This window comes from Chitinophaga varians, assembly GCF_012641275.1.
GTDB classification, from domain to species: Bacteria; Bacteroidota; Bacteroidia; order Chitinophagales; family Chitinophagaceae; genus Chitinophaga; species Chitinophaga varians_A.
In genome coordinates this window covers 973,254-997,307 of the sequence record NZ_JABAIA010000003.1, presented here as the reverse complement: position 1 = coordinate 997,307, position 24,054 = coordinate 973,254, and the positions used below count along the sequence as shown (strand labels likewise).

The 24,054-nt window shown below is 50.6% G+C and carries 21 protein-coding genes; 8 read left to right on the top strand and 13 right to left on the bottom strand.

The window, feature by feature from the left end:
* Positions 1–13: 13 nt before the first annotated feature.
* The 4 genes from HGH92_RS26935 to HGH92_RS26920 form a co-directional block, all read right to left on the bottom strand.
* Complete coding sequence (locus HGH92_RS26935; RefSeq protein ID WP_168873915.1) at positions 14–1,198, bottom strand: efflux RND transporter periplasmic adaptor subunit; 1,185 nt, start codon at positions 1,196–1,198, stop codon at positions 14–16.
* A 31-nt stretch (positions 1,199–1,229) separates the two neighbouring features.
* Positions 1,230–2,573, bottom strand: a complete 1,344-nt coding sequence (locus tag HGH92_RS26930) for a TolC family protein (protein WP_168873914.1) — start codon at positions 2,571–2,573, stop codon at positions 1,230–1,232.
* Between the two features lie 145 nt (positions 2,574–2,718).
* Positions 2,719–3,939, bottom strand: coding sequence for an MFS transporter (locus HGH92_RS26925; protein WP_168873913.1), 1,221 nt, complete (start codon positions 3,937–3,939; stop codon positions 2,719–2,721).
* Positions 3,940–3,985: 46 nt separating this feature from the next.
* Positions 3,986–4,579 carry a TetR/AcrR family transcriptional regulator gene (locus HGH92_RS26920; protein ID WP_168873912.1) on the bottom strand — a complete coding sequence of 198 codons (594 nt, stop codon included), beginning with the start codon at positions 4,577–4,579 and terminating at the stop codon, positions 3,986–3,988.
* 224 nt (positions 4,580–4,803) lie between these two features.
* On the opposite strand from HGH92_RS26920, the gene HGH92_RS26915 reads away from it, so the two are divergent.
* On the top strand, positions 4,804–6,444 hold the full coding sequence (locus tag HGH92_RS26915; protein WP_168873911.1) for a peptide MFS transporter: 1,641 nt from the start codon (positions 4,804–4,806) through the stop codon (positions 6,442–6,444).
* A gap of 131 nt (positions 6,445–6,575) precedes the next feature.
* Here the strand turns inward: HGH92_RS26915 and HGH92_RS26910 are convergent, their stop codons facing one another.
* The 3 genes from HGH92_RS26910 to HGH92_RS26900 are packed head-to-tail and all read right to left on the bottom strand — an operon-like array spanning position 6,576 to position 9,375.
* Entirely contained in the window at positions 6,576–7,541 is a 966-nt protein-coding gene (locus HGH92_RS26910; RefSeq protein ID WP_247655052.1) for an ABC transporter permease, read from the bottom strand.
* 17 nt (positions 7,542–7,558) lie between these two features.
* On the bottom strand, positions 7,559–8,536 hold the full coding sequence (locus HGH92_RS26905) for an ABC transporter ATP-binding protein (RefSeq protein WP_168873909.1): 978 nt from the start codon (positions 8,534–8,536) through the stop codon (positions 7,559–7,561).
* 5 nt (positions 8,537–8,541) lie between these two features.
* Entirely contained in the window at positions 8,542–9,375 is an 834-nt protein-coding gene (locus tag HGH92_RS26900) for an NEW3 domain-containing protein (RefSeq protein WP_168873908.1), read from the bottom strand.
* A gap of 511 nt (positions 9,376–9,886) precedes the next feature.
* Between HGH92_RS26900 and HGH92_RS26895 the strand changes: the two genes are divergently transcribed.
* On the top strand, positions 9,887–10,393 hold the full coding sequence (locus tag HGH92_RS26895) for a GNAT family N-acetyltransferase (protein ID WP_168873907.1): 507 nt from the start codon (positions 9,887–9,889) through the stop codon (positions 10,391–10,393).
* A gap of 176 nt (positions 10,394–10,569) precedes the next feature.
* Entirely contained in the window at positions 10,570–11,646 is a 1,077-nt protein-coding gene (locus HGH92_RS26890) for a serine hydrolase domain-containing protein (protein ID WP_168873906.1), read from the top strand.
* A gap of 16 nt (positions 11,647–11,662) precedes the next feature.
* On the opposite strand, the gene HGH92_RS26885 is transcribed toward HGH92_RS26890, so the two are convergent.
* Positions 11,663–12,601: a proline dehydrogenase family protein gene (locus tag HGH92_RS26885; protein WP_168873905.1), complete on the bottom strand. Its 939-nt coding sequence runs from the start codon at positions 12,599–12,601 to the stop codon at positions 11,663–11,665.
* 122 nt (positions 12,602–12,723) lie between these two features.
* Positions 12,724–14,739, bottom strand: coding sequence for a glycoside hydrolase family 19 protein (locus HGH92_RS26880; protein ID WP_168873904.1), 2,016 nt, complete (start codon positions 14,737–14,739; stop codon positions 12,724–12,726).
* Positions 14,740–15,142: 403 nt separating this feature from the next.
* Between HGH92_RS26880 and HGH92_RS26875 the strand changes: the two genes are divergently transcribed.
* Positions 15,143–15,328 (top strand): class I lanthipeptide, encoded by a 186-nt coding sequence (locus tag HGH92_RS26875; protein WP_168873903.1) that lies wholly within the window; start codon positions 15,143–15,145, stop codon positions 15,326–15,328.
* A gap of 96 nt (positions 15,329–15,424) precedes the next feature.
* Here the strand turns inward: HGH92_RS26875 and HGH92_RS26870 are convergent, their stop codons facing one another.
* From HGH92_RS26870 to HGH92_RS26855, 4 genes are read right to left on the bottom strand one after another with little or no spacing between them, the layout of a single operon-like run.
* Positions 15,425–15,994 (bottom strand): DUF6620 family protein, encoded by a 570-nt coding sequence (locus tag HGH92_RS26870; protein ID WP_168873902.1) that lies wholly within the window; start codon positions 15,992–15,994, stop codon positions 15,425–15,427.
* Positions 15,995–16,002: 8 nt separating this feature from the next.
* Positions 16,003–16,833 (bottom strand): hypothetical protein, encoded by an 831-nt coding sequence (locus HGH92_RS26865; protein WP_168873901.1) that lies wholly within the window; start codon positions 16,831–16,833, stop codon positions 16,003–16,005.
* A gap of 2 nt (positions 16,834–16,835) precedes the next feature.
* Positions 16,836–17,084 carry a hypothetical protein gene (locus tag HGH92_RS26860; protein WP_168873900.1) on the bottom strand — a complete coding sequence of 83 codons (249 nt, stop codon included), beginning with the start codon at positions 17,082–17,084 and terminating at the stop codon, positions 16,836–16,838.
* Between the two features lie 16 nt (positions 17,085–17,100).
* Positions 17,101–18,060: an SPFH domain-containing protein gene (locus tag HGH92_RS26855; protein ID WP_168873899.1), complete on the bottom strand. Its 960-nt coding sequence runs from the start codon at positions 18,058–18,060 to the stop codon at positions 17,101–17,103.
* A gap of 314 nt (positions 18,061–18,374) precedes the next feature.
* Here HGH92_RS26855 and HGH92_RS26850 point away from each other — a divergent pair, with 314 nt between their 5' ends.
* From HGH92_RS26850 to HGH92_RS26835, 4 genes are all read left to right on the top strand, one after another.
* A complete protein-coding gene (locus HGH92_RS26850; RefSeq protein WP_168873898.1) occupies positions 18,375–18,551 on the top strand; it encodes a class I lanthipeptide in 177 nt (58 codons plus the stop codon).
* Between the two features lie 50 nt (positions 18,552–18,601).
* Positions 18,602–18,787: a class I lanthipeptide gene (locus tag HGH92_RS26845; RefSeq protein ID WP_168873897.1), complete on the top strand. Its 186-nt coding sequence runs from the start codon at positions 18,602–18,604 to the stop codon at positions 18,785–18,787.
* Positions 18,788–19,139: 352 nt separating this feature from the next.
* Positions 19,140–22,394: a SusC/RagA family TonB-linked outer membrane protein gene (locus tag HGH92_RS26840; protein ID WP_168873896.1), complete on the top strand. Its 3,255-nt coding sequence runs from the start codon at positions 19,140–19,142 to the stop codon at positions 22,392–22,394.
* Positions 22,395–22,404: 10 nt separating this feature from the next.
* A complete protein-coding gene (locus tag HGH92_RS26835) occupies positions 22,405–23,880 on the top strand; it encodes a SusD/RagB family nutrient-binding outer membrane lipoprotein (protein ID WP_168873895.1) in 1,476 nt (491 codons plus the stop codon).
* Positions 23,881–24,054 lie beyond the last annotated feature (174 nt).

The window sequence follows — 24,054 nt, the reverse complement described above, 5'->3', positions numbered from 1 at the left end:
GCCTTTCATCTGTTTATTTCGATTTGCCGGAACCGGTCCCTGCATGTGTTTTTTTACTTTGTAGGGTGATGGCCGAGCCATCATGTATGGACTGTATACCGTCTACGACTACACGGTCACCATCGGCCACGCCGGACAGGATGATCACATCAGGCCCGATCGTTTGTCCCAGCTGTACTTTTTTCTGGATGGCATGAAGGCCCTTTTCCGTTGTGTCGTCGGTGTTATTTTTGGCAGCTATCACGGTGTCTTTGGCCACAAACAGGAAGTATTCGCCCATCTGTTCAATGACGGCTTTGCCCGGCACTACCATCTGCGGAGCAGATTCCTGGTTACGCACCCGTACCACGCAGCTCATGCCTACTTTCAGGAGATACTGCGGATTGGGGAAGACCAGCCGCACCCGGATAGTGCCTGTCTGCGGGTCCACCGCCCTGTCTATCACCGATATCTTTCCGGGATAGGGATAGAGGGTATTGTCCGGCAGCTGCAGCGTAAACAATGAATCGGGCATCGTTTTACTGTCTGCCTTGAACCGTTCAAAGGCCAGCAGTTGTTTTTCGTTGACCAGAAAATCCACTGCCATCGGGTCGTTGGTGGAGATGGTATTGAGGATGGTCTGTCCGCCTGTCACCACATTGCCCAGCCTTACCGCGCTGATGCCGATGGTACCGTCGAAAGGCGCATAGATACTGGCGAAGTTCAGGTTGGTCTTCGCAGTGCGGAGTGCTTCCTGCGCCGCTTTGGTCTGGCTTTTTGCTGTTTCCAGCGATATCATGGCGTGATCGTAGAGTTGTTTGGCGACGGCGTTGTATTTGTTTAGGTACACGTAGCGGTCTGCGTCCTGCTGTTGCTGCAGCTGGTTGGCCTCCGCCACTTTCACGTTGGCGGCGGCCTGGTCATAGGCAGCCTGGTAAATCCGTTTATCTATCTCATACAACAGTTGTCCTTTATGTACCTGTGCCCCGTCGGCAGCAAAAATGCCGGTCACATAGCCCTGCACCACGGAAGGGACGATATTGACCTGGCTCAGCGCCTGTGCGGTGGACGGGTATTTGTCGTAGTAGCGGACCGCCTTGCTTTCCACCGTATACAGGTTGACCGGCACCGGCGGATTGGATGCCGGTGGTTTCTGTTTACAGGAAAAGAAAGCGGCCGTTCCCCATATCATGATAACGTATCGTGTTACGCTATTCATAGAGTGTATTTTACTTTTTGCAGCAATAATGTTAATACGTAATGTCCCCCATGGCCTTTTGCCAGTCAATTTTGCTGGAAAGGGTCTGGAACAATGCGTTCAGGTATGTCAACTGAGAAGTTCTCAGATTGGATTCGGCGGTAATTACATTAAGGTAGGGAACAATGCCCTGTTTGTATTGCAGGTCAACGACAAAGTACACCCGTTTGGCCAGCGCCACATTTTCCTTCAGCTGCCGCATGTTGTACACATTGCTTTTATAGCTGGCCAGGGCGGTCGCGTATTGCGAATAGATCGTTGACCGCAGGTTGGTCTCGCTCCAATCCAGCACCTGTTCCTGCAACCTTGACCGGTGGGCGTTCTGTATGCGGTTAAAGCCGGTGAACAGCGGCAGGCTAAGCGTCAGTCCAATCATGGAGTTAGGATAGGCGGCGTTGTACAGTTTATCGAAATTATTATTCTGGAAGGCCGCGTTATAGTTAAAGAAAGCGGAAAGCGACGGGAAGATGGCCGTTTTCTCATAGTAGCGGGTGAGCTCATGCTGCATGGCTTTTTGTACGGTTAACTGCTTAAGCTCTATTCTTTTCTCGTATTGTAACGGTTCTGAGATGTCGATATCAATGTCTTTGAGCATGGCCGTGCTGTCATAGGTAACGTTGAACTGCTGTTCCTGGGGATATCCCATAAACTGTTTCAGTGCAGCGTACTGGGGCCGGACGTTCTCTATGGCTTGTACCAGCTGTCCCAGTGAGGTGTTCAGTGTGATCTGCGCCTGTTCGTAGTCTGTTTCATCCACAATGCCGCCTACATATTGATGATAGGCCGTGCGCATGCTTTCCCCCAGGCGGGCGGTATCTTCCTTCAGCACATCGATCTGCTGCAGGGTAAGCAGCAGGCCATAAAAAGTGATGCTGACATTGGCCACAAGGTCAATTTTACTGCTGTCCACGCTCTGTTGGGCCGCTTTGGTATTGAGTGGCGCCAGGCGGGTAGCGTAAATCAGGCTGGGGTTAAAGATATTCTGGGTAACGCCGATGCCCGGTGTAGAGGTATTGACCACGCTTGTCTGTATGGGCGTTTCCACGCCGTTGATATTGGAAAGCGCGGTAGGACGTTGCAGGTAGTGGTTAAGATTGGCCGTGAGCCCTACCTGCGGGTACCAGCCCGACTGGCTGATGGCGTTGGAGGCTTTGGTGATTTCCGTCCTGATCATCGATTGCTGCAGCGCAGGCTGATGCTGCAATGCATAGTCAATGCACTGCCGGAGGGATAACGATGTAATACTGTCATTTACTTGTTGACCAACAGCTGCTAACGGAACAGTAACACAAAAAACGAGTAAAAAACAAATGGATATTGTTTTTGTCTTCCCCAAATGATTCATGCCATTTATCATCTTAGCTTAACCTTTGACAATAAACAGAACGACTATGTTTAAATCTTCAAAAGAAATAGAAGAATGACAAGAGATAGACTATTTTTTTAAATATCATCTGATACCTGAGGGGGTCACTTCAAACTTATAACGATCGTTTATAATCCGTCTTCAGAAAGCGGTAAAATGTCCCGGCTATCAGGAGGCAAACGACGCCCTGTAAGAGTGTACAGGTCTGCGGAGAAATCATTTTGGCCAGCCAGCCCACCAGTACGCTTCCCAGGGGCAATGTGCCGAATGCCGCCATGGCAAAGAAACCTACCACCCGGCCGCGCATGTGCTCAGCGGACACTGTCTGTACCACGGTATTGCAGATGGGGAGGGCAGACATTGTGCCGAAGCCGCATACGAAACACAGGAACAGGTATACCGGCAGGATGGTCGTCTGCGACATTACCATCAACCCAAAACCTAAAATGATCAGGTTTACGAACAGTATCCTTTTCAGTTGGCCGCTTTTCTTCTGGGACGCCAGGAACAAGGTGGCGGTCAATGCGCCGATCCCGGTAGCCGCGTTAATAAAGCCGTAGGTGGCCGCGTTGCCTTTAAAGACGTCCCGTGCATAGAAAGGCTGCAAAGTGTTGTAGGTGGCCACGAACAGGCATATCAGCCCGAGCACCAGCAGTATCCGGCTGATCTCTTTCTGCGAGCGGGTGTATGCCAGTCCGTCCCTGAAATCCGCCCAGGCATTTTTACCGCGTCTGGTCATTTGCCTTTGCGGGAACTTCATCAGTGTCAGACAAATGATCACCGCCACGAAGCTGACCGCGTTGGCGATAAAACAGGCCGTGGCGCCGTAGCGGGCCAGCACAATGCCTGACAGGGCCGGTCCTACCAGCCTTGACAGGTTGTTCAGGGATGAATTCATCGCAATGGCGCCTGCCAGGTCTTCCTTGTTGAGAACAATATCGTTGACCATCGCCTGCCTGGACGGCACATCATACGCGTTGGCCAGGCCCAGCAATACGCTCAGGCCCAGCAGCCCCCAGAGCGGATTGGTGCTGTAATGATAGACCAGCGTTAACGCCACCGCCTGTACGGCGGAGACAAGCTGGGTGGCCATCAGCACTTTATAACGGTCGTATCTGTCGGCCACAATGCCGCCTGCCGGCGACAATAAAAACGAAGGGAACTGCTCGGCGAAGGTGGTCAGTCCCACCAGGAAAACCGAGTGCGTCAGCGTGTACACCACCCATATCACCGCAGTGCGCTGCATCCACATACCGATGCGTGATATCAGCTGGCCGTAGAAAAACAGGCTATAGTTGCGTGATTCAAAAACCCTGAAGGTATGTCGAAAGCTCATCTTTTAGACTAAAATCAATTTCCGGTCGAATTTTATACAAAAATTTTTATTGCAGTCCCCGCAGGAAAAGCCGGCAAAATGCCGGCAGCATGCGGTCTGCCTGTTCAGCCGCTCCGAACACGTTGATTTCCCGGTTCATGCCTCTGAGCGCTGACAGGAAAATAAACACCGCCTCTTCCAGTTCGGCTGTTTTCAGCGGCTTAATATCACCGTCTTCCCCGCCCTGTATGAGTAATTGCTGCAGGATGACCTTTTCCTGCTGCAGGTACCGCAGGTGTACTGCTTTTTTCGTTTCGTTGTACCTGGACAGCGCTTCCGCGTCCATGCCCAGCTCCATGGTGCGGTAGAGGGATTTGCGTTTTCTTGCCATTTCGAACTTCACCGTGGCAAACGTCAGCAGTTTGTCCCGGAGGGATGTCCTGCTGCTGATACGTTTCATGGTTTCCAGGAGAATTTCACTGATTTCCGTTTCCAGCACCGCGTTAAAGATCTCTTCCTTGCTTTTGAAATAATAATATAGCGAGCTTTTTCCCATCCCGGCCGCCCTGGCCACGTCTTCCATGGTCACCATGCCCAGTCCTTTCTCCTGGAAAAGCTGCTGCGCTGTTAATAATATATGTGTTCTTTTATCAGTGGCCATCTTTCTTTATAATAGTGCAAAGGTAGTTATTTTCGACCAAATTTTAATTTTAGTCGAAAAACGATCGCCTTCCTTTCTTTCAGCCGCTTTTGTGTAAACTCCGGGAAGGAGGGACAGAAAGGCTGATAATTTCCATCTTTCCCTTATTTTAGCGGTTTGGCAGCGGCTGGTACGGCCGGCAGCTGTCATGCATAACCTATATCACGTACACCATTTGATTTTACATGAAAAAAGCAAGTAATCATCCGGCAGCATTGCCTTTCCTGTTCCTCTCCGAGATGTGGGAGCGTTTTGGTTTTTATCTGATCCTCGGGATTTTTCAGTTGTACCTGACCGACACGGCAAAAGGTGGCTGGGGCATGGACCGTGCCACTGCTGCGGATATCTTCGGGACTTTCATCGCTTTCGTATACCTGACACCGTTTCTCGGTGGGCTGATAGCCGACCGTAAACTGGGTTACAGTAAATCGATTATCATTGGCGGGATACTGATGGGCATTGGTTATATGGGACTGGCCGTACATAACCTCACCGTGTTTTACCTGTCCCTTGCATTGATCTGTATTGGCAATGGTTTTTTCAAACCGAATATCTCCACCTTGCTGGGAAATGTGTACAGTGATGAAAAGTACCGCAGCCGGAAAGATACCGGGTATAATATTTTTTACATGGGGATCAATATCGGCGCATTTATCTGCAACTTCTTTGCAGCTTTCCTGCGCAACACCATCGGCTGGGGTGCCGCCTTTATTGCCGCCGGTATCGGGATGTTCCTCGGGGTACTGATTTTTATTATCGGTATGAAACATTACCGTCACGCTGACGTGCGCAAGCCCGTACAGGAAGGAGACATGCCGCTGAGCAAAATTTTCTCGGTGGTGTTCCTGCCAGCCATCGTAGTAGGTTTGGGCGCATGGTTTATTCCGGGCAATATCTTCGGCTCTGACTCCACAGATGCATTCATCTTCGCCTGTATTCCCATCTTATTGTTTTTTGTTTCGCTGCTGGTCAAGGCCGATGCCAAAGACCGCAAGCCGCTCTCCGCGCTGCTGGCCATCTTTGCAGTGTCTATCGTGTTCTGGGCCGTATTTAAGCAGAACGGCACGGCGCTAACCACCTGGGCGCAGTATTACACCGACCGGGAAATACCCTCCGCTATCCAGCAACCCGCCCAGCGGCTGTACCTGGCCGAAACAGTGGTGAACAAAGCCGACTCCGTGACGGCCTACGATGAAGAATTCAGGGTAGTGCGTGACGCGGCCGGCAAACCACAGAAAGTATGGGACAAAGTCCCTTATTTCAAAAACGTGGCGCCGGAGAAAATGCCCGCTGAAGGACAAAGCATCAGTCTGTATAATACAGAGTTGTTCCAGTCCATCAATCCATTCTTTGTGATCACGCTGACACCATTGATCGTACTTTTCTTCGCCATGTTGCGCAAACGGGACAAGGAGCCCTCCACACCTTCCAAGATAGCCTGGGGCCTGCTGATATCCGCCCTTTCCACCCTGATGATGGTGGGCGCGGTCTACGTATGCAGCAACGGCGCTATCAAAGCATCGCCCTGGTGGCTGATCGGATGTTACGGCATCATCACCGTAGGGGAACTGTTTCTCAGCCCGATGGGATTGTCCCTCGTCTCCAAGCTGAGCCCCGCGCGTATCACCTCCCTGATGATGGGCGGTTGGTTCCTGGCCACTTCTATTGGCAACAAACTGTCAGGCATCCTGGCAACGTTATGGGACACCTATGACAACAAGGCGAACTATTTCCTCGTCAACTTCCTGTTGCTGGGAGGCGCGGCCGCTGTGATTTTCCTGATGCTGCGCTGGCTGAACAGGATCTTCAAGGAATCCGTCAGATAACAGTTACGGCTATATGTTCTTTCCCGGCGCAAAGTGACTCTGTCACCCGCGTTTTCCAGGAAAAATATTTGTATAAAAAGAGACCTGCGCTACGTAAGCGCAGGTCTCTTTTTATCTATGCCACCGCTAAGTTACGTCCTGATTTCCCTGCGCATAAAGAGATAGTATGCCCACGCAAAACAAGCCGTAGATGCCGCGAGCAGTCCTGTCACCTGCGGCCAAACTATCATCAGGCTTTCTTTGAAAGGCAGCGGCGCAGGGATAGCGCCGGCCATCTGCTCCATGCTAAGTGGCCCCAGGCTTCGTACCGACGGCATCAGCAAGGTAGTGGCCGCATCCGTGTACAGCTGGCTTGGCGCCACCCGGAAAAAGGAGATCAGGATATTGTTGTAGGCGATGACCTGTTCAGGCTGTAATGACGCCGGGTCTGGCAACAACGCCCTGGCCACCATGTTCACGATGATCTGGTAAAAGACGGTAAAGAACAACCATATGCCGATGGCAGTAATCGCAGAAGTGGCAGCATGTCTGAAAGCCACGGAAAGACATATCGAAAGACTTAGCCAAAAGCCGACATATATCACACTCAGCACTATAAATGCCAATATGCGGAACAGTTCAGCCGCTTCCATCGGAACGCCGGTAAGGATCAGCCCCGCTCCCGTCATCAGTAATACCAGGCTCAGAAAAAGCGTGCCTACAATGAGCAATGCCGCGTAAAACTTGGCCAGCAAAAGATTGTCACGGTACACCGGCTGCGCCAGCAGGCGTACCAGCGTGCCATTGTTTTTTTCAGAGTTTACCGCATCAAACCCCAGCGCTATGCCCAGCAACGGGCCGAGGAAACTGATAAAGACGTGAAAGGTAGGCAATGAATTATCTGATGTCGTCAGCAATTTCAGGTACACAAAAACGTGGTCGGGGTCATTTACGTCCCGTACCGCTTTCCCCAGGTGGGACAATGATATGTACATGGCGCCGGCAAAAGTAAACAGTACCAGCAGCAACATAATGATAAACCGCCAGCTGCGGATATGGTCCCCTACCTCCTTGCGGACCATCACTTCAAACGGGCTCCGGGCACGTTGCTTCGACAAAATGTTATTGAAATAAACTAGCGGGCCTCCCATTGGATATTTTCTTTTTTAATGTTGTTCTCAAAAAAACGATGGTAGATTTCATCCAGACCATATTCCTTTTTATGCACGCCGGTAATGTTCAGGCCATATTGCACCAGGAAGCCTACGATGTCCGGCGTGATATCCGTGCTGCAAGACACTTCTATGGTGTCTGCGCCGATAGTGATGCTGGTAACGCCCTCGAGGCGGCGCAGCTGCCGCTCCACCTCTTCCGGCGCTGACAGCGCTTCTCTGACAGTTATCTGCGTCACATAGGAATCTTTACCGAACAAGCTGCCGGACAAGGTTTCGATATTTCCTTCCGCCAGCAGTCTTCCTTCCACGAAGATGCCCACACGGTCGCAGATTTGCTGCATCTGGTGGAGATGGTGCGATGACAGGATGACCGTCAGTTCCTGTTCCATGCTGAGTTGCCGGATGAGGTGCAGAAAGTCGCGTATCCCGCTGGGGTCTATGCCCAGCGTGGGTTCATCCAGTATCATCACGTCCGGTTCCCTGATGAGCAGGTCTGCCAGGCCCAGACGTTGTTTCATACCTCGTGAGTAAGCGCCTGTTTTCTTATACATCTCCGCCCCCAGTCCCACCATTTCCATCGTCTTCTTTGCGCGGCCGGCAATTTCCTGTTCTGCGATCCCATTCAGCCGGCCGATGTACAGGAGATTATCAAGCGCGGTCATGTTATCATAAAACCCGGCGCTATCAGGAAGATAGCCCACTTTACGCCTTACCGCAACGGGGTTGCGGGTAGCATTGATACCGCACACCACAGCCTGGCCCGCAGATGGCTCCGCCAGTCCCAGCATCATCAGGATGGTAGTCGTTTTACCGGCACCGTTAGGTCCGAGCAGCCCGAATATCTCTCCCTTATTGATTTTCAGGGAGAGATTGTCCACCGCTTTTTTAACGCCGTAGTATTTTGTCAGTCCATCCAGTTCAATAATAGGATTCTCCATAAGCGCTACCTCCTTCCGTATTTACGCACCAGGTAATACACTATTCCCAGGGATGCCAGGATGACGAGGATGCCGATCCATCCCGCCAGCAGAGAGGTTTTCACCGTCATGCGGAAGGTGGCGTTGCTATTGACGTTGTTATTTCTGGCCGTAAAATTGGTGACATAATCGCCGGCGATCGTCTTGTCCGGGACCTGCAGTGTGGCAGTAACCTGCTGTTCCCTGCCCGGCTCCAGCCGGTCTATTTTAGCCGGTTCAAACGTAGCGGTCCATGATACCGGGGCCTGCGCTGACAGCTCCAGCGCTTCCAGCGGCAGCGTGCCGCTGTTTTTAACCGTCAGCTGGATTTGTTTGCTGCGGCCTTCCGTGATATCATCACTGAGCCTTCCAGACGGCGTAGTTAGTTCCACGCCATAGTTGCCCTTTACCACCGCTTCCACGTTCAGACGGAGTGTGTCCCCTGGCGTAATAGCGGCCACCGGGATAGTATATTTCCCTGGTTTAACCAAAGGCGCAGCGGTGATTTCAATGGCTATGTCCTGCGTTCTGCCGGAGTCCATCCGCAGCCCGGCTATCTGGCTGCCTTCAGTCCGGAACAGGACGCTCCAGCCTTCTGGTGCGGAGGCGCCTAATTCATACACCTGCGTATGACCGCTGCCGTTATACAGGCTGGCGTTGTACCGGAAGGGTTCTTTCGCGGCAGACTCCAGGTTCATCAACCGTACCGTAAAGGCGGACTTTCCTTTGCCGGCACCTTTCTGGGCATGCACAGGCATCGTGAAAACAAAGAAAGAAAAACAAAAAAGTGAAACTTTCAGATGGTGTAATAACACTGACATAGGAGAAAATATATTGGTTGTTGAAAATAAAATACTGTAGGCCGCTCCTGGTCGGGAGTAGCTTAAATAGGACAACAGACGGTGGTCAAACACCGTCCCTTATGCTGTTAATGCGGGATTTTGTCAATACGGGCCGTCTTTCCCTGAGCGGAAAGTACGCAGCGGCGGCAAGGGGGTGATATCCGGAATAATGACGTTGGTTACTTTTTCTGTGGGTACAGGTTTTAGAAATCTCTTGTGATGTGCTGTTTTGGTTTTTAGAATGTTCCTCATGCTAGATGAAATTGAATCGATTAAAAAACAAAATCAAATAGAAAAATATGTGCGTCCCCGTTTGGCAGACTGGATTTTTCTGACAATAGCAATAGGCGAAAGTTAAAATTTCATTTGTTATAATAATGTTAAAACAAGTCCAAACCCTTACGGGCAGGCGCTATGGGCAAATGCGGACACTAAAGCGGCGCAACGTTCCGGAGTGTTTCGTACTTTTGGAAACAAACATTCAGGAATTATGGCATTGGAATTCAGAAAAGCGACATCAGCAGATGCAGACCAGATTTGGAACATATTGGAGAAAGCTATCGCACGCAGAAAAGCCGAAGGCAGCGACCAGTGGCAGGACGGATATCCTAATCCTGCTGTAGTGGCCCACGACATAGAAAACGGACATGGCTATGTTCTGGCCGGCGAAGGTAAAATAGCCGGTTATATAGCAGTGCTCATCAATGATGAACCGGCCTATGCGGAGATCAAAGGCACCTGGCTGACAGACGGTGATTTTGTAGTATACCATCGTGTAGCCATTTCAGATGATTTCCTCGGTCAGGGCCTGGCACAGGAGATGTTAAAGCGCGTGGACGAGTATGCTGCCGCGAACAATATCAGGAGCGTCCGGGCAGACACCAACTTCGATAATAAAGGTATGTTGCGCATTTTCGAGAAGCTGGGTTATGTGTATTGCGGCGAGGTGTTCTTCCGTGGCTCAGCACGGCTGGCATTCGAGAAAGTATTGCCTTAACATTTATATTATGAAGCAGATCAACACCCTGGCCGGGCTACAACTGGCCAGAGCAGGATAGTGCCTGAAAACAAACCGGGCAGTCGGAAAAATTAGCTATATTTATTGCTCAACGCCTCCGGCTGTACATAACGACAGGATTTGACACGCTCGTTTTCTATTACAACTCCTATATCATGAGAAAGACCGTCTTCCTGGCATATCTTCTTGTCACTATTGGCAACGCATTCGGACAATCCTCCAAGGTGAACCTGTTTATCGATTCCTTTGTCATAAAAAACAATTTCAACGGTACCATTCTGCTGGCCAAAGAAAATAGTGCCTGGTATAAAAAGAGTTTCGGCTTCGCCAACTTCCGGCAGCAAATCCCCAATACAACTGATACCCGTTATAAAATCGCCTCTATCACCAAAGCCTTTACAGCCGTATTGATCTTCCAACTGTATGAAAAAGGTAAAATTGATTTATATAAAACCATCAATAACTATCTTCCCGATTACAAAGGAGAAGCAGCCAATAAAGTGACGCTCTTACAGTTGCTGAATATGACATCCGGCATCCACAATATGGATGCGGACCTCACCCTCGAATCAGCACTGAAGAAGGGCATGCCACAGTATCAGCTACCACATACCACTGACGAGATGCTCACGCTTTACAGTAGCGGCAAACTGGAAACGGAACCAGGTAAAGTATGGGATTACAACAATGCCGATTATATCATCCTCGGGAAAATAATTGAACGTGTTACGGGCAAAACCTTTGAAGAAAATCTCCAGGCCAGCATCCTGCAACCATTGGAGATGGCCAATAGCGGCATTGCCTATCAGCAGAAGATAATTCCCCGCCTCGCCGACACCTATTTCTACCGTGACGATATTAAAGCCCTGGTCAACGATCTTCCGGCTTACATGGAAAACTGGTATGCTTCCGGCGCTATGTATGCCACCGCCGATGATATACTCAGGTTTGCCAACGCTTTGTTTGGCAAGAAACTGTTAAAACAGGCTACGCTCGATCTGATGTTTACCTCCGGGCTCAACGAATATGGCTGCGGCGTGTGGGTTTATAAAGATTATGAGATTCACCACAGGCATTATACCATTATCAAAAGGCCTGGCTCTATTATGGGCGCACAGGCCATGCTGTTTCATGTGCTGGAAAAAGGCGCTACAATTATTATCCTCAGTAATGCCGCCACTACCAGCCTGGACGAGTTTGCGGCGAAGATCGCAGAGCAGGTCGTTGAATAACGATTACTTTATCCGGTCAGCTAACGATATCGTTCAATGCCCGGAAGATGTTCAAAGGATATTCCGCCAGCCGGTTGCATAAGTAGAGGTACCACTCTTTCCCATAAACGAAATACAATTTAGCGGGATGTCCTTCTTCCTTTAACACCTCCAGCTGTTCTGTCTGGATACCATACAGGCTTTCAAATTCATACCTGTCTTTAGCCGGCTTATACTGGCGTATCAGTTCCTTCACCTGCTGTTGCACCTCATGATGATGTGTAGCAATGGAACACAGATGGCCATCAAACAACAGTTGCGCCACGTAGCCGAGATAGGCTTCGTCCAGCTGTTCTCCCCTTGGCATGGAAAGCCCGGGGGCTGTTTCAAATGCACCCTTTACAATTCTGATTCTTCCCGGCTCTTTTATAAGCTCTTTAAAATCGTCTTTTGACCGGTAGAGATAGGCCTGCATGGTAATGCCTACACCGCTGTATTCCCTTACTGCACGTTTATAGGTGTTAATGATAGCGTCCGTACGCTCGGTGCCTTCCGCGCTGATGATCACCTCTGTCGCGCTTTGGGCAGCTTCCGCGCAGATAGCCATCAGGTTGCTAAAACACAGGTCTTCGGAGACGGCCAGTCCAATATGGGAGAGGTCCAGTGATACGGTTGAATATAATTTGCGGCTGCCTGTTTCCCGGCATATCCTGATGAACTCCCGGGTAGCGTCCAGGGCCTCCTGCTCATTCCGGGTGCTTTCGCCCATAAATTCCACCGAGCATTTAAAGCCCTGCTGATTTTGTTGTACTACTTTCACGAGAGTTTCCTCCAGCGTTTCACCACCGATGTACCTGTCGGCCGCCTTTTTCAATACGTTAAATAAAGCCTCGTTCTCCAGAATAAATGCCTTTGCCTCTTCATTTAAGGCCGCTTTCTTTAGCGCTGCTGATCCTATACTCAATAATTTATCCATTGGTCTTTTTTATTTAGCTAAATGTAAGCATTATACGAAAACAATGCGGAGGGAAAAAACGAACAGCCCCGTTTTCCGGCGAATATGCCGGAAGACGGGGCTGTTAAAGGCTTTTGACAGGTTTAATTTTTTATGAACGTGACGGCGCTGTTCCTGTTGGCGCCATCACCACTGATTTGCAGTATCCATACGCCGGCCGGCAAACGGTTTACGTCCAGCTGTACGGTATGCCAACCATCGTGGGATGCTTCGTAATACACCTGTTGCATGCGCTGCAAGGTGGTGTTATGAAGCACCGACAGGTAGTACTTCCCTCCTGCCGGCGCAGCGAATTTTACATACAGCACATTACCGGCAACAGGATTGGGGTATATCACGGTGTTGCTGACCGCCTGGCTGACAGCCGCGCTGGCGCCGCAATCCCGTACATACGTCCAGGGTTGCCCTGCGCCGCTGTTCTGGTCAGGCTGATTGTTTTGGGTCCACCAGTTAGCCTTGTAGATTTTGTTTTTATACACGGCCAGGTTGCCGGCGGAATAGGCTTTAGACGGCATCCATTGCGCGATGCCGCTGCAGCCGGTATCTGTCCGCGGGCCGCCGGTGCAGGCGCCCAGCAGTTCCCAGGTATCACTGCTGCCAGGCACGCTGGCGCTGCCTGCCCACCATTTATTACGGTAGATGTTGTTGTTATAGAGGACAATATTTCCTGCCGTGGTGTAGTTCTGGGAAGCCTGCCATGGCGGGAGGTTGGCGCAGCCTTCAAACGTAGTGCTGTTCCATACGGCGAAGCTTACGGTGGAAGTAACGGTATCCAGTCCGTTTCGTATACCCTTTGCCGTGGCAGTGTATTTGTTGTACGCCGGCGGCGTCCATTGAATAACGGAGTCATTGAACAGCTGGCCGTTTACAATGATCTGGATTTTGCTGATTTCATTACGGGGATCGTTTTTGGTGACGGCCACGGTAACGGGGCCCAGGTACGTAGTGGAAAGGATTCCATTGGCGGGTTGCAGGAAACGGATGGATGTAAGGCTGGCGCACTCTCCGTTGTCGACGGTAAATCTGGACATATTGGCACAACCGCAGTTGGCGGTGTTGTTGCCACCATTCAGTTCCAGGCTCACCTGTTTGATAGTGGCATAGCGCTGGAAGTGTGCGATGCGGCTCAGTACTTTGGTATTTTCCTGTCCGCTGCCGCATTCGATACCGCCGTTGATGATGTTGACCGTAGCGCCAAATCCTGGCTTAATGCCGGCGGCCTGCTGTGCCGGCGTGGGCGTCCATTTGCCGGGGACCATTACATCGTGGCAGGATGGTTTGGGATACTGAGGGGCCATCCAGAACCAGAGACCGGTTTCGAAGGCGATGACGCCATCCTGTATCACTTTTTCGGGATTGGCCAGCAATACGTTTTTGTCACCGAATATCAGCTCGCTGGCCTGGCCATAGTTGTAGTTGTAGCTGATCTGAATGGGTCCCCTGCCATGATAAGACTTCCCGGGCGCGGGAGGGTATATGGTGTTGGTCTCATCCCGGTAACCGATGTTGTTGGTGCCTTCGTAACCTTGCTCTTCGCGGAAATACAATCCCCAGGCGTATTGCCCGCCGGGGGCCGTGGGCCAGCCTCCCGTTGTTTCCTGGGAGATGTTGGCCAGAAAGGCCACCAGTTCCCTTTTCCGGGCATTGATATCGCCTTCTGCCGCAAAGGTGCCATAGTCCAGCACCTGTGTAATAATGGCCAGTCCGCTCCAGGTAGGGTCATTAAAACCCGGATCGGTCCGGATCACGGTGATAGCACCCGTGGTTTTGTCAGTACGGGTGATGCGGTAGTAGTCAGTACCACAGCGCCTTTCCAGCAGCACCTTTACATTGGCCATGCGCCGTACCGCTTCCACAAAATTGCTGTAGGAATAAAAATCCTTGTCAGGGCTTGTGGGCAGTGTTCCGGCGCCGGTACGGTCGTCGGGATTGAAACGGTGAGGAAAAAGCACGTCCCATTCCGCACTGCTGATCAGTGAAGAAACAGACGTATCGGCGGCAAACTTCACGTTCGCCGGATGTGCGGGTCCGTTGGCTGACGTACGTGCCCGGCATAACAGACATAGTAATACAATCGTAATCAGAGGGGGGATTTTCATAACTAGCTGATTTGAAGAGTGGGAAAATGATCGTTAAACTACAATCCCTCATTGCTACAATACAGCAGCTCCGCCGGAAAAGTATAGCCGTCGCCGGTATAGTAAAAATTATCCTGATCACTGCGGCGTATATGCCATTGGGTTGTAGCAACTGCAAAATGCAACCGATAATTATTTGCAGCCTGCAAAAAGATTTTTTTGTTATGCTGATCACCGGGAGAAATCCACTGCATAATCATCTCACTAAAACGATACTACTTTTAGTGTAACACGGCGGCAATCTGCCACGCGCCCGGTTTTAAGGCAGACTTTTTGTTATCTTTAAGAAAGATGAACCTTTGCCCTGTAGACCGTTCCCAGACACATTTACAGCCATTTGACCCACCCTTTAAATCTTACTGTTATGAAAAAGAAAAACCCGTTGAACCCAAAACTGTCCCTGAACAAAAAAACAGTCGGCATACTGTTACAGAAGCCTGGCATAGCGATGGCTGGGAACCAGCTCGCAGCGCTGAAAGGCGGCCGTCTCACCACTATCGGAAAGACCTGCATTCCCTGGACTTTCGGAGAAGCCTGTGAGGTGAACTAAAGGAGCGGCACGCCGCTTCCTGTTATAAACCGGAAAGCCGTATAAATCCTGCGATTTATACGGCTTTCACTTATGCTGACCACTTGTATCGATCCATTAAAACTGGATGTCATCCGCCACATTGCCGCCCTGGGCATCTGCAAACAGCTGCTGATATTTTGCCTTGTAAGCATCCTGCTGCGACGTATAGGCTTCGAAGTTAGCCTGTATGTCCTGGTGGATCTGTTCACTCCAGATAGATGCGGCAATCTGGAAATCACCCAGCGTGATACCGTATTTATCCGCCACCCACTGTGCGCCGTCCAGGCCGTATTCATATGCTGTGTTCCTGGCCACTTCCAGTTCCTGGTAGAAGGCTTTATCGGATTTAATTCTTTCTGTGTTCGCGTTTCCTTCTGCGGAAGTATTGGCTTTCAGGTTGCTGAATTTAGGATGCTGGTCGGCCTGGCCAAAATATTGCCCGAACAGGGTAACGATCTCGAAAGAAGCATCCTGCTTCATACGCTCGGGCCACAGGAGGTTGGCTTCCTGCCATACAGGCAATTCCACGCCGAGGGCGGTGGCCACATCGGCCTCGCTCAAACCGCTTCCTAATTTAGCACAGGCTGCGCTGTAATCTTCCAGGGTAATGCCGTGAATGGGGGCTAATAACGGATTTTCAGACATAAATAATCTTATTTATAATGATTAAAGGTATACTCTTCCAATAGTCGCTGATAAAATTTTTCATTCTCAGCCGTCATGTCCGGCACGATCTTATTCCACTCGTCGAACATGGCGCGCAGGTACTTTTTATATAGCTCCGGGTCTTGCGGACGGCTGTTTTCATAGGCCGTACGAAGCGCTGCTGTCCGTTGCTCTGCCAGCTCCCGTGCGTTATGTAGCACCATCCTGGCCCCTGAAGACGGGCTGAAGGTATTCTGTGACTGGCAGAAGGGGCAGGTAACGTAAGTATCAATGAAAAACATCTTCGGAATGGTCAGATGGCCTCCGCATTGTTTGCAGGCAAACTGGTCCCTGATTTTTTCGAAGGCTTCCAGCTGCTGCCGGTACTCGCTTTCCAGGTCCCGCTCACCGGCTGCGTGCTGCAGTGCTTCCAGTGCTTCGTTGAGCCTTTCATCAAAGAGATTGTACCGGTCCAGGCAGGCCATCCTGAAATCGTGGACGTACCTGCGGTATTCGCTGCCGGCCGGCGTGGTGATAGCCGGTAAATCCGCTTCAGCGCGATACATGAAGGAGATGATATTTTCCTCTTTTACATCATTGGCTTTGTCCCGCATATGGTTGATCTGCCCTCTCAGGCCTTGCAACATATGAGAATGCGACCGTTTGTACGGGTCTGTATCTTCCTTAAAAACCTGTTGCAGCTCCAGTATACCGGCGGCGGTGAGTTCAGCGATGCGGGCCTCGAGCTTGTCCAGAAATACAAACCAGCGGTCCTGCCTGGATTTCAGCTCACTCAGCAGTGCCGGGTTGTTATATTTCTCCTTAAAAAAACCAAACATTATCAGGAGTTATTTTCTTTTTTGATATGGATGCCGTCTGTCAGGGTGATGTTCATGAATTCAAAACCACAGTAGGCACAATGCGTAAGACCTTTATGGAAGGCCCGTCCGGCGCCGCAATTGGGACAATCGCGGATGTCCATTTTCGCCTCTTCATTGGGCACGTCGCCACCATAGTGTTGTTGCGTGGTGGTTTTCTGTTTGAGTTTTTCCAGGAAAGACGCGGTCCTGTTTTTATTCTCTTCAGTCATAAAGCTATCAATTGGGTCAGAGCAAATTCAGCAGTTCCTGTTTTTTGGCCGTGTATTCCGCTTCTGTGATCAGCGTGGCTTCATACAGTGACTTCAGTTTACGGAGCCTTTCGGTGATATCATCAGCCGCCGGGGCGGGTGGATTTTGCGCAGCCTGCTGCTGATTTACCATATTGGTCATCATGCCCAGCATGACGCCCTGCCTCGCGCCGTCTCCCAACACAGCCCCTTCCTTGTCCATCGCATTGGCGATACTGTATTGTGAGAACTTGTTCATATCGGTGACCATATTCATGCCGGTCACCTTATCGTATTGTTTTAATACCTCTTCCGGCAGCGTGATGCTGGTAATGGTGAAGCGGGTAACTTCCACGCCGAAATCATTAAAATAAGGCTGAATGAGCGGTTGTATCTTCTCGTTCAGGGCGGGGATATTGGCGGCAGCTTCCACCACCGGCACTTTCGCGAGCGACAGCACCTCTCCGAACTTCGGGGCGATGAAATCCCGCAGCTGCAGTTCCAGTTCAGTGATGGTGAGCCTGGGCCAGGTGCCGGCATATTCCCGGAAGAATTTGGCCACATCGGTGATGCGTATATTATAGGTGCCGAAAGCCCGTATGCGCACCTGTCCGAATACCGCATCTGTCATGAGTACCGGTGCAGGCGTGCCCCATTTCAGGTTTACGAACTGATGTGTATTGAAGAAGTATATATCTGCCTTAAAAGGGCTTTCAAAGCCGTACTTCCAGCCGCGCAGCCGGGAAAGCACCGGGATGTTTTCTGTTTTCAGGCTGTACCTGCCCGCCGGAAACACGTCTGCCAGCTGGCCTTCGTTGAGCAACAGGACGTGCTGGCTTTCACGAACGGTGAGCATCGCGCCGTTTTTGATCTCTTTGTCAGCATCCGCAAACTTCCACATGAGCACATTCGGGTCGGGAGTTAACGATTCTATAATCTCTAAAAATGGTAATGCCATACATGTTGTATTTAAAGCATGATCCGAAAGGGTCCGGGTGGCCAAACCACAACAGACAGTATGGTCCACTGCGGCCGGGGTTACAGCGTAAAATAACTGCAAATATTTCAGAAAAACAAAAGCGTGTCCAACATTTTTTGTTACTATTTCATAAAGTTTGTTTATCTTAATTACCTCAGTTAAATAACCCGTTACTATGCCCACATTCCCCCATATACGTTAATCGGCCAGTCACCACCTGCTTGCGCTGAAAATCCACCCCATGGCGCTACTCCGTGTAAAAGACAGGGGAGGCTGTAATCAAAATAAATGTTATGAAAAAGAAAAAAATCCAGCTGGAGAAAAAACTCACGCTGAAAAAAGAAACGCTGACTGCCCTCACAGCGCACCAACAAACCCAATTAGCCGGCGGTCTGGCTTTTGCAAGCCGGACACCGGCCTGTGAAACCCAACCGCTTACCGGAAGACCTTTCTGTATTCTGTGCCCCTGATTAGCAACGTTATGCTGTAATATTATTATCACACCCTCAAACAAGCAAACATGAAAAAGAAAAAACTGTCTTTAAGCAAAAAGCCACTTCTTCAGAGAGCCATTGTTGCGTCTCTTAACCAGCAGGAACAACAACAGTTAAACGGCGGCGCGCCCGCAACCACCTGGGGATGCCCAACATGGGTGCCTAACGATGGCTGCTATACGGAAACCAACCCGCGTATTCTTTGCAATTAATGTTTCCGTTAGTGCAGTGAATCATTATTTCGCTGAGGCGTCCTGTTGCCCTGCAGCAGGACGTCTCAGCACTCCTTCCCTCCCCTTCCCTCCTTTCTGCTCTTCAGCAATATCTCTTAATTATCATCGCGGTGATGGATTGTAGCACTCTGTTTTACTATCTTTAAAAAGATGAACCTTTGCCCTGTAGCAACGTATGAAACCCAACTGCAGTAAGCTCATCCAACGCACGAGGCTCACTACATGAAACCGTGATCAACAACCTGTTTTTTATTTTAACGAAAACCCAAGACGATTATGACCAAAGCATAATGACCGGACCCTCTATATTTTTCAACCAAATCTAAACCACATGAAAAAGACGTTATGTCTTATCGCCATTCTCATGGCGATCACCCTCCTATTGCCTGCGCAGCAGCGGCAGGTAACCGGAAAGGTGACAGGCAACAATGCACCTGTCCCATTTGCCAGCGTTCAGCTCAAAGGCGCTACCACCGGCACTATCACAGACCAACAGGGAAACTTCAAACTATCCGTGCCCGGCAGGGACGCCGTACTGGTAGTCCGAAGTATCGGCTACGTGTTGAAAGAAATACCTGTAGGAGACGCCACCAGCTTCAACATCGACCTACAGCCCGATGACAAGACCATGCAGGAAGTGGTAGTGACCGCGCTCAACGTAAAAAGGGAAAAGAAATCACTCGGATATTCCGTACAGGAAGTAAAAGGTGCAGATCTTACCCAGACCAAAGACGCCAACTTCATTAACTCACTCAGCGGAAAAGTAGCAGGCATACAGGTTACAGGTTCCTCCGGCAACATGGGCGGATCTGCGAGGATCACCATCCGTGGCGTCAATTCCATCTTTGGCAACAACAATCCGTTGTTCGTGGTAGATGGCGTGCCAATGGACAACAGCTCCTTTACCGGCAGCGACCCTACCAACAGCCTCAACATGGAACGTGGCCGCGGTGGATACGACTATGGCAATGCCATACAGGACATCAATCCCAATGATATCGAATCGTTGTCCGTCCTGAAAGGCGCCGCCGCCTCTGCATTGTATGGTACCCGTGGCTCCAATGGCGTGATCGCCATCACCACCAAAAAGTCAAAGACCGACGCCGCCAGCGGCATTGGCGTCACCTACAACTTTGGTGCGCAGATGGAAAAAGTATACATCATGCCCAAATACCAGAATGAATACGGTGGTGGTTATAAATTCACCAAACTGTATGTCAAAGAACATCCGGAAGGCTTCAAAGACGGCAAAGCCACCTATGACGACAATGACGGCAAAGGCCCGTACGATCTGGTGCCGGACTATGAACCGGACGTGTCATGGGGCCCCAAACTGGATGGCAAACTGGTTCGTCATTTCTGGTCATGGGACCCAAACAAACAAAACCCGGATTTCGGCGTGTCTGCACCATGGGAACCGCACCCCAACAATAACCGCGATTTTTTCGAAACCGGCCTGACGCTCACCAACAGTGTATCCGTTTCCGGTAGTAACGAAAAAGGCGCTTTCCGCCTGGCTTACACCAACCTCGATCAGAAGTTCGTGTTACCCAACTCTAAACTTAAACGTAATTCTCTCAGCTTCAACGGCACCTATGCCATCTCCAACCGGCTGGAAGCCTTTATAGGCGTCAACTATGCCGGCACCAATGCACTTGGCAGGCCCGGCACCGGTTACCACGGCAGGAACGTGATGCAGGGCTTCTCCGAATACGGTCACCGCGACTGGGACATGAACAAAATGAAAAACTACGCCTATGCGTATGATGGCTCACAGATCTCCTGGAACCGTGGCGCATGGGACGACCAGCCTCCCCGGTATACCGACAACCCCTACTGGATAAGATATAAAAACTATGAAACAGACCGGCGGGACCGGGTGTTCGGCAATGCAGGCTTCAATTTCAAACTGACAGACTACCTGTCCGTCACCGCTAAGTTCATGACCGACTTCTATACAGACAGCCGGCAGGAAAGAGTGGCCATAGGTTCCCAGGGAATCCCTTCTTACACGGAAGCCACCCGTTTTGTAAAAGAAAACAACTACGAAGGAAGGATCAACTTCAATAAGTCCATCGGCACCCATTTCTCCCTGACTGCCTTTGCCGGCGTCAACAGAAGGGAGAACTACCTGAAATTCACCGGCGGAGAGAGCAAAGACGGGTTAAACATTGACGGCTGGTACAACCTCGCCAACTCCCGGCAGCCGGCACGCGCATACGACCATGTAGAGAAACTGCGCGAAAATGCTGTCTTTGGCAGCGCCTCACTGGGTTATCAGGGCATGTTGTATCTCGATGTGACCGGCAGAAATGAATGGTCCAGCACCCTGCCCGCCGCCAACAACTCCTACTTCTTCCCGTCGGTGTCGGGATCATTTGTCTTCTCTGAAGCAGGAGGACTGAAAAACAGCAGCTGGCTATCTTTCGGTAAACTAAGGCTCGGATGGGCGCAGGTAGGTAAAGGTACCGTCCCCTACAGCACCTTGCTGGCCTATCTGGCAGAAGAGAACTTTGGTTCCACCGCCAATATCACAGTACCGGACCAGCTGAACAATGCGAACATCAGGCCTGAAATCACGACGGAAGTAGAAGCCGGCCTCGAACTACGGTTCCTGCATAACAGGCTGGGCGTTGATTTCAGCGTTTATGACAAAAAATCAAAAGACCAGATCATACCGCTGACCATATCCGCCTCTTCCGGATATACCACCGCGATCATCAATGCGGGCCTGATCCGGAACAAAGGTTTTGAACTCGCATTAACAGGAACGCCTATACGCACACAAAGTGGCTTCACCTGGGACCTTGGTTTTAACATTGCCCGTAACAGGAACAAGATTGAAAGGTTGTACGACGACCCATCCAGAGGTATCAGGGTCACCAACCTGCTGCTGGCCAATGCGCCTTTTGCCGTGTCCGTAAATGCCCGTGAAGGGGAAACATATGGCTCCATCGTTGGTTATGCCGTTAAACGGGACGCCAACGGCAACAAGCTGGTAGACGCCGACGGGTTCTACATCAGGGCCGCCACCCAGTCAGTGCTGGGCAATGCGTTGCCTGATTACACCGGCGGCTTCTCCTCCGTATTCAGTTACAAAGGTGTTTCGCTGGGCGTCAACTTCGATTTCCAGGTCGGTGGCAAATATTTCTCCACCACCACCATGTTTGGCCGTCAGTCCGGACTTCTGGCGGAAACAGCTGAAAACGGCATCCGGGAAAACGGTATTATCGCCGACGGCTACACGGAAGACGGGAAGAAGAACACCAAAGTCATATCAGCGTATGATCACTTCAATAACAACAACGGATATGTGGAGCAGGAACTGGACATGTGGGACGCCGGTTACCTCTACCTGAAGGAGATCAACCTGGGATACACTTTTGAGAAATCATTCGTGTCGGCCCTGCGGCTACAGCATCTCCGGCTGTCATTGTCCGCCAGGAACGTATGGCTGATCAGCAGCGACAATCCGCATCTCGATCCCACCAACCTGGCCATATCCGCCGGCAACGTGCAGGGGATTGAAGCGGCAGCCCTTCCGTCTGTCCGCTCTTTCGGCGTAAACTTATCCGTTTCCTTTTAAAAATCATGTCATGAAAACAATATTCAAGCAACTATGCTTCTTGTCGGTACTGATGTTCCTGATGACAAGCTGCACCAAAAAGTTTGATGAGATCAACCAGGACCCGAACAATCCTAAAACGACCGATCCGGGCTACCTGCTGGTCTCCGCCGAGAAAAAAGCCATGGACAATATCTGGAACGAATGGAACAACGGACGCACCGGCATGCATTACGCCCAGTATTGGTCCGCCACTACATATTCCAATGAAAGCCGCTACCAGATCCGTGAAAACCAGAACAACACCTTTTGGAACATTCTGTATGCCGGCTCCCTCAAAGATCTCAACGAGATCATTAAAATCAACACAGAAAAAACGTTCGAGTATTCTTCCAATCAGATAGCCATCGCGGAAATCCTGAAAGTATGGACCTATCATATGCTGGTGGATGTGTATGAAGACATTCCCTATAAATTATCCCTGGGCGGCCTGGAACGGCCCAACAGTCCATACGACAAGGCCATCACCATCTACACCGATCTGCTGAAAGTACTCGGTGAACAGGCCGCAAAACTGGACCCTTCCAAAGGGTCATTTCCTGCCAAAACAGACATCATCTACAATGGAGACATCAATAAATGGAAACGCTTCGCCAACTCTCTGCGGCTTCGTATAGCGATGAGGGTAAGCGATGTTCCTGCCTTGCAGACGCTGGTCAACCAGGCCATCAACGATGCCGTTGCCTCCGGCGTGTTCACCTCCAATGCAGACAATGCCCTGTTCAGATATGTGGAAGCTCCGCCGAACAACAACCCGCTGAATGAATCCTATAAGTCCCGTGTCGATTTCTGCATGTGCAAAACGCTGGTAGACTACATGCTGGACGTCAATGATCCCCGGTTGCCTGTATATGCCGCCCCCACCAAAGACAATGGCAGGTATATCGGTAAAGCGTACGGGCTAAACCAGCAGAACGGGGAAACCATTCCCAACAGCGCCATTTCACTGCCCGGCAGCGCCGTACTGGACGCCAAAGCGCCCGGTGTTTATATGGACTACGCCGAAGTGGAATTTATCCTGGCAGAAGCCGTGGAAAGGAAAATCATCAGCGGCTCCGCTGAAGACCACTATAAAAAAGGCATCAGGGCTTCCCTGGAAGACCGCGGCGTTGCCCCCGCTGACATCGATCCCTACATCGCAGGCGTACCGTATAATGGCGGCCAGTGGAAAAATGTAATCGGCACACAGAAGTGGATCGCCATGTACATGCAGGGACTGGAAGGATGGTTTGAAAGGCTGCGGCTCGACTTTAAGCGGCCCAACGGGCAGGACCTGTTCGTAGCGCCCGTGGACGGCTCCCTCGACCGTGAGGTAACGGTGGTGCCTACCCGCATGACCTACCCCGTAGACGAACAACAGCTGAACAAAAGCAACTACGACAAAGCCGTTCAGTCTATCGGCGGTAAAGACAGCAAAGCAGCCAGACATTTCTGGGACCTTTATTAATACACCCTTGAGAGTATAGAGCCGGTCATAAAAGGGCTGGTCTCCGAAAGGAGGCCGCCCTTGTTTTTTTCCCGCCGTTTTGATTCCGGCATTTATTTTAAACGTAAAAAAAATTGTTATATTTGGAGAGAACAATGAAACACCATCGTGGAAAGCCTTTGTTACCGTAGCATT

Bases quoted from the DNA above. Each gene is read 5' to 3' on its own strand.
- HGH92_RS26935 (WP_168873915.1), bottom strand. From the start codon at position 1,198: ATGAATAGCGTAACACGATACGTTATCATGATATGGGGAACGGCCGCT.
- HGH92_RS26925 (WP_168873913.1), bottom strand. From the start codon at position 3,939: ATGAGCTTTCGACATACCTTCAGGGTTTTTGAATCACGCAACTATAGC.
- HGH92_RS26920 (WP_168873912.1), bottom strand. From the start codon at position 4,579: ATGGCCACTGATAAAAGAACACATATATTATTAACAGCGCAGCAGCTT.
- HGH92_RS26915 (WP_168873911.1), top strand. From the start codon at position 4,804: ATGAAAAAAGCAAGTAATCATCCGGCAGCATTGCCTTTCCTGTTCCTC.
- HGH92_RS26905 (WP_168873909.1), bottom strand. From the start codon at position 8,536: ATGGAGAATCCTATTATTGAACTGGATGGACTGACAAAATACTACGGC.
- HGH92_RS26900 (WP_168873908.1), bottom strand. From the start codon at position 9,375: ATGTCAGTGTTATTACACCATCTGAAAGTTTCACTTTTTTGTTTTTCT.
- HGH92_RS26895 (WP_168873907.1), top strand. From the start codon at position 9,887: ATGGCATTGGAATTCAGAAAAGCGACATCAGCAGATGCAGACCAGATT.
- HGH92_RS26890 (WP_168873906.1), top strand. From the start codon at position 10,570: ATGAGAAAGACCGTCTTCCTGGCATATCTTCTTGTCACTATTGGCAAC.
- HGH92_RS26885 (WP_168873905.1), bottom strand. From the start codon at position 12,601: ATGGATAAATTATTGAGTATAGGATCAGCAGCGCTAAAGAAAGCGGCC.
- HGH92_RS26880 (WP_168873904.1), bottom strand. From the start codon at position 14,739: ATGAAAATCCCCCCTCTGATTACGATTGTATTACTATGTCTGTTATGC.
- HGH92_RS26875 (WP_168873903.1), top strand. From the start codon at position 15,143: ATGAAAAAGAAAAACCCGTTGAACCCAAAACTGTCCCTGAACAAAAAA.
- HGH92_RS26870 (WP_168873902.1), bottom strand. From the start codon at position 15,994: ATGTCTGAAAATCCGTTATTAGCCCCCATTCACGGCATTACCCTGGAA.
- HGH92_RS26865 (WP_168873901.1), bottom strand. From the start codon at position 16,833: ATGTTTGGTTTTTTTAAGGAGAAATATAACAACCCGGCACTGCTGAGT.
- HGH92_RS26860 (WP_168873900.1), bottom strand. From the start codon at position 17,084: ATGACTGAAGAGAATAAAAACAGGACCGCGTCTTTCCTGGAAAAACTC.
- HGH92_RS26855 (WP_168873899.1), bottom strand. From the start codon at position 18,060: ATGGCATTACCATTTTTAGAGATTATAGAATCGTTAACTCCCGACCCG.
- HGH92_RS26850 (WP_168873898.1), top strand. From the start codon at position 18,375: ATGAAAAAGAAAAAAATCCAGCTGGAGAAAAAACTCACGCTGAAAAAA.
- HGH92_RS26845 (WP_168873897.1), top strand. From the start codon at position 18,602: ATGAAAAAGAAAAAACTGTCTTTAAGCAAAAAGCCACTTCTTCAGAGA.
- HGH92_RS26840 (WP_168873896.1), top strand. From the start codon at position 19,140: ATGAAAAAGACGTTATGTCTTATCGCCATTCTCATGGCGATCACCCTC.
- HGH92_RS26835 (WP_168873895.1), top strand. From the start codon at position 22,405: ATGAAAACAATATTCAAGCAACTATGCTTCTTGTCGGTACTGATGTTC.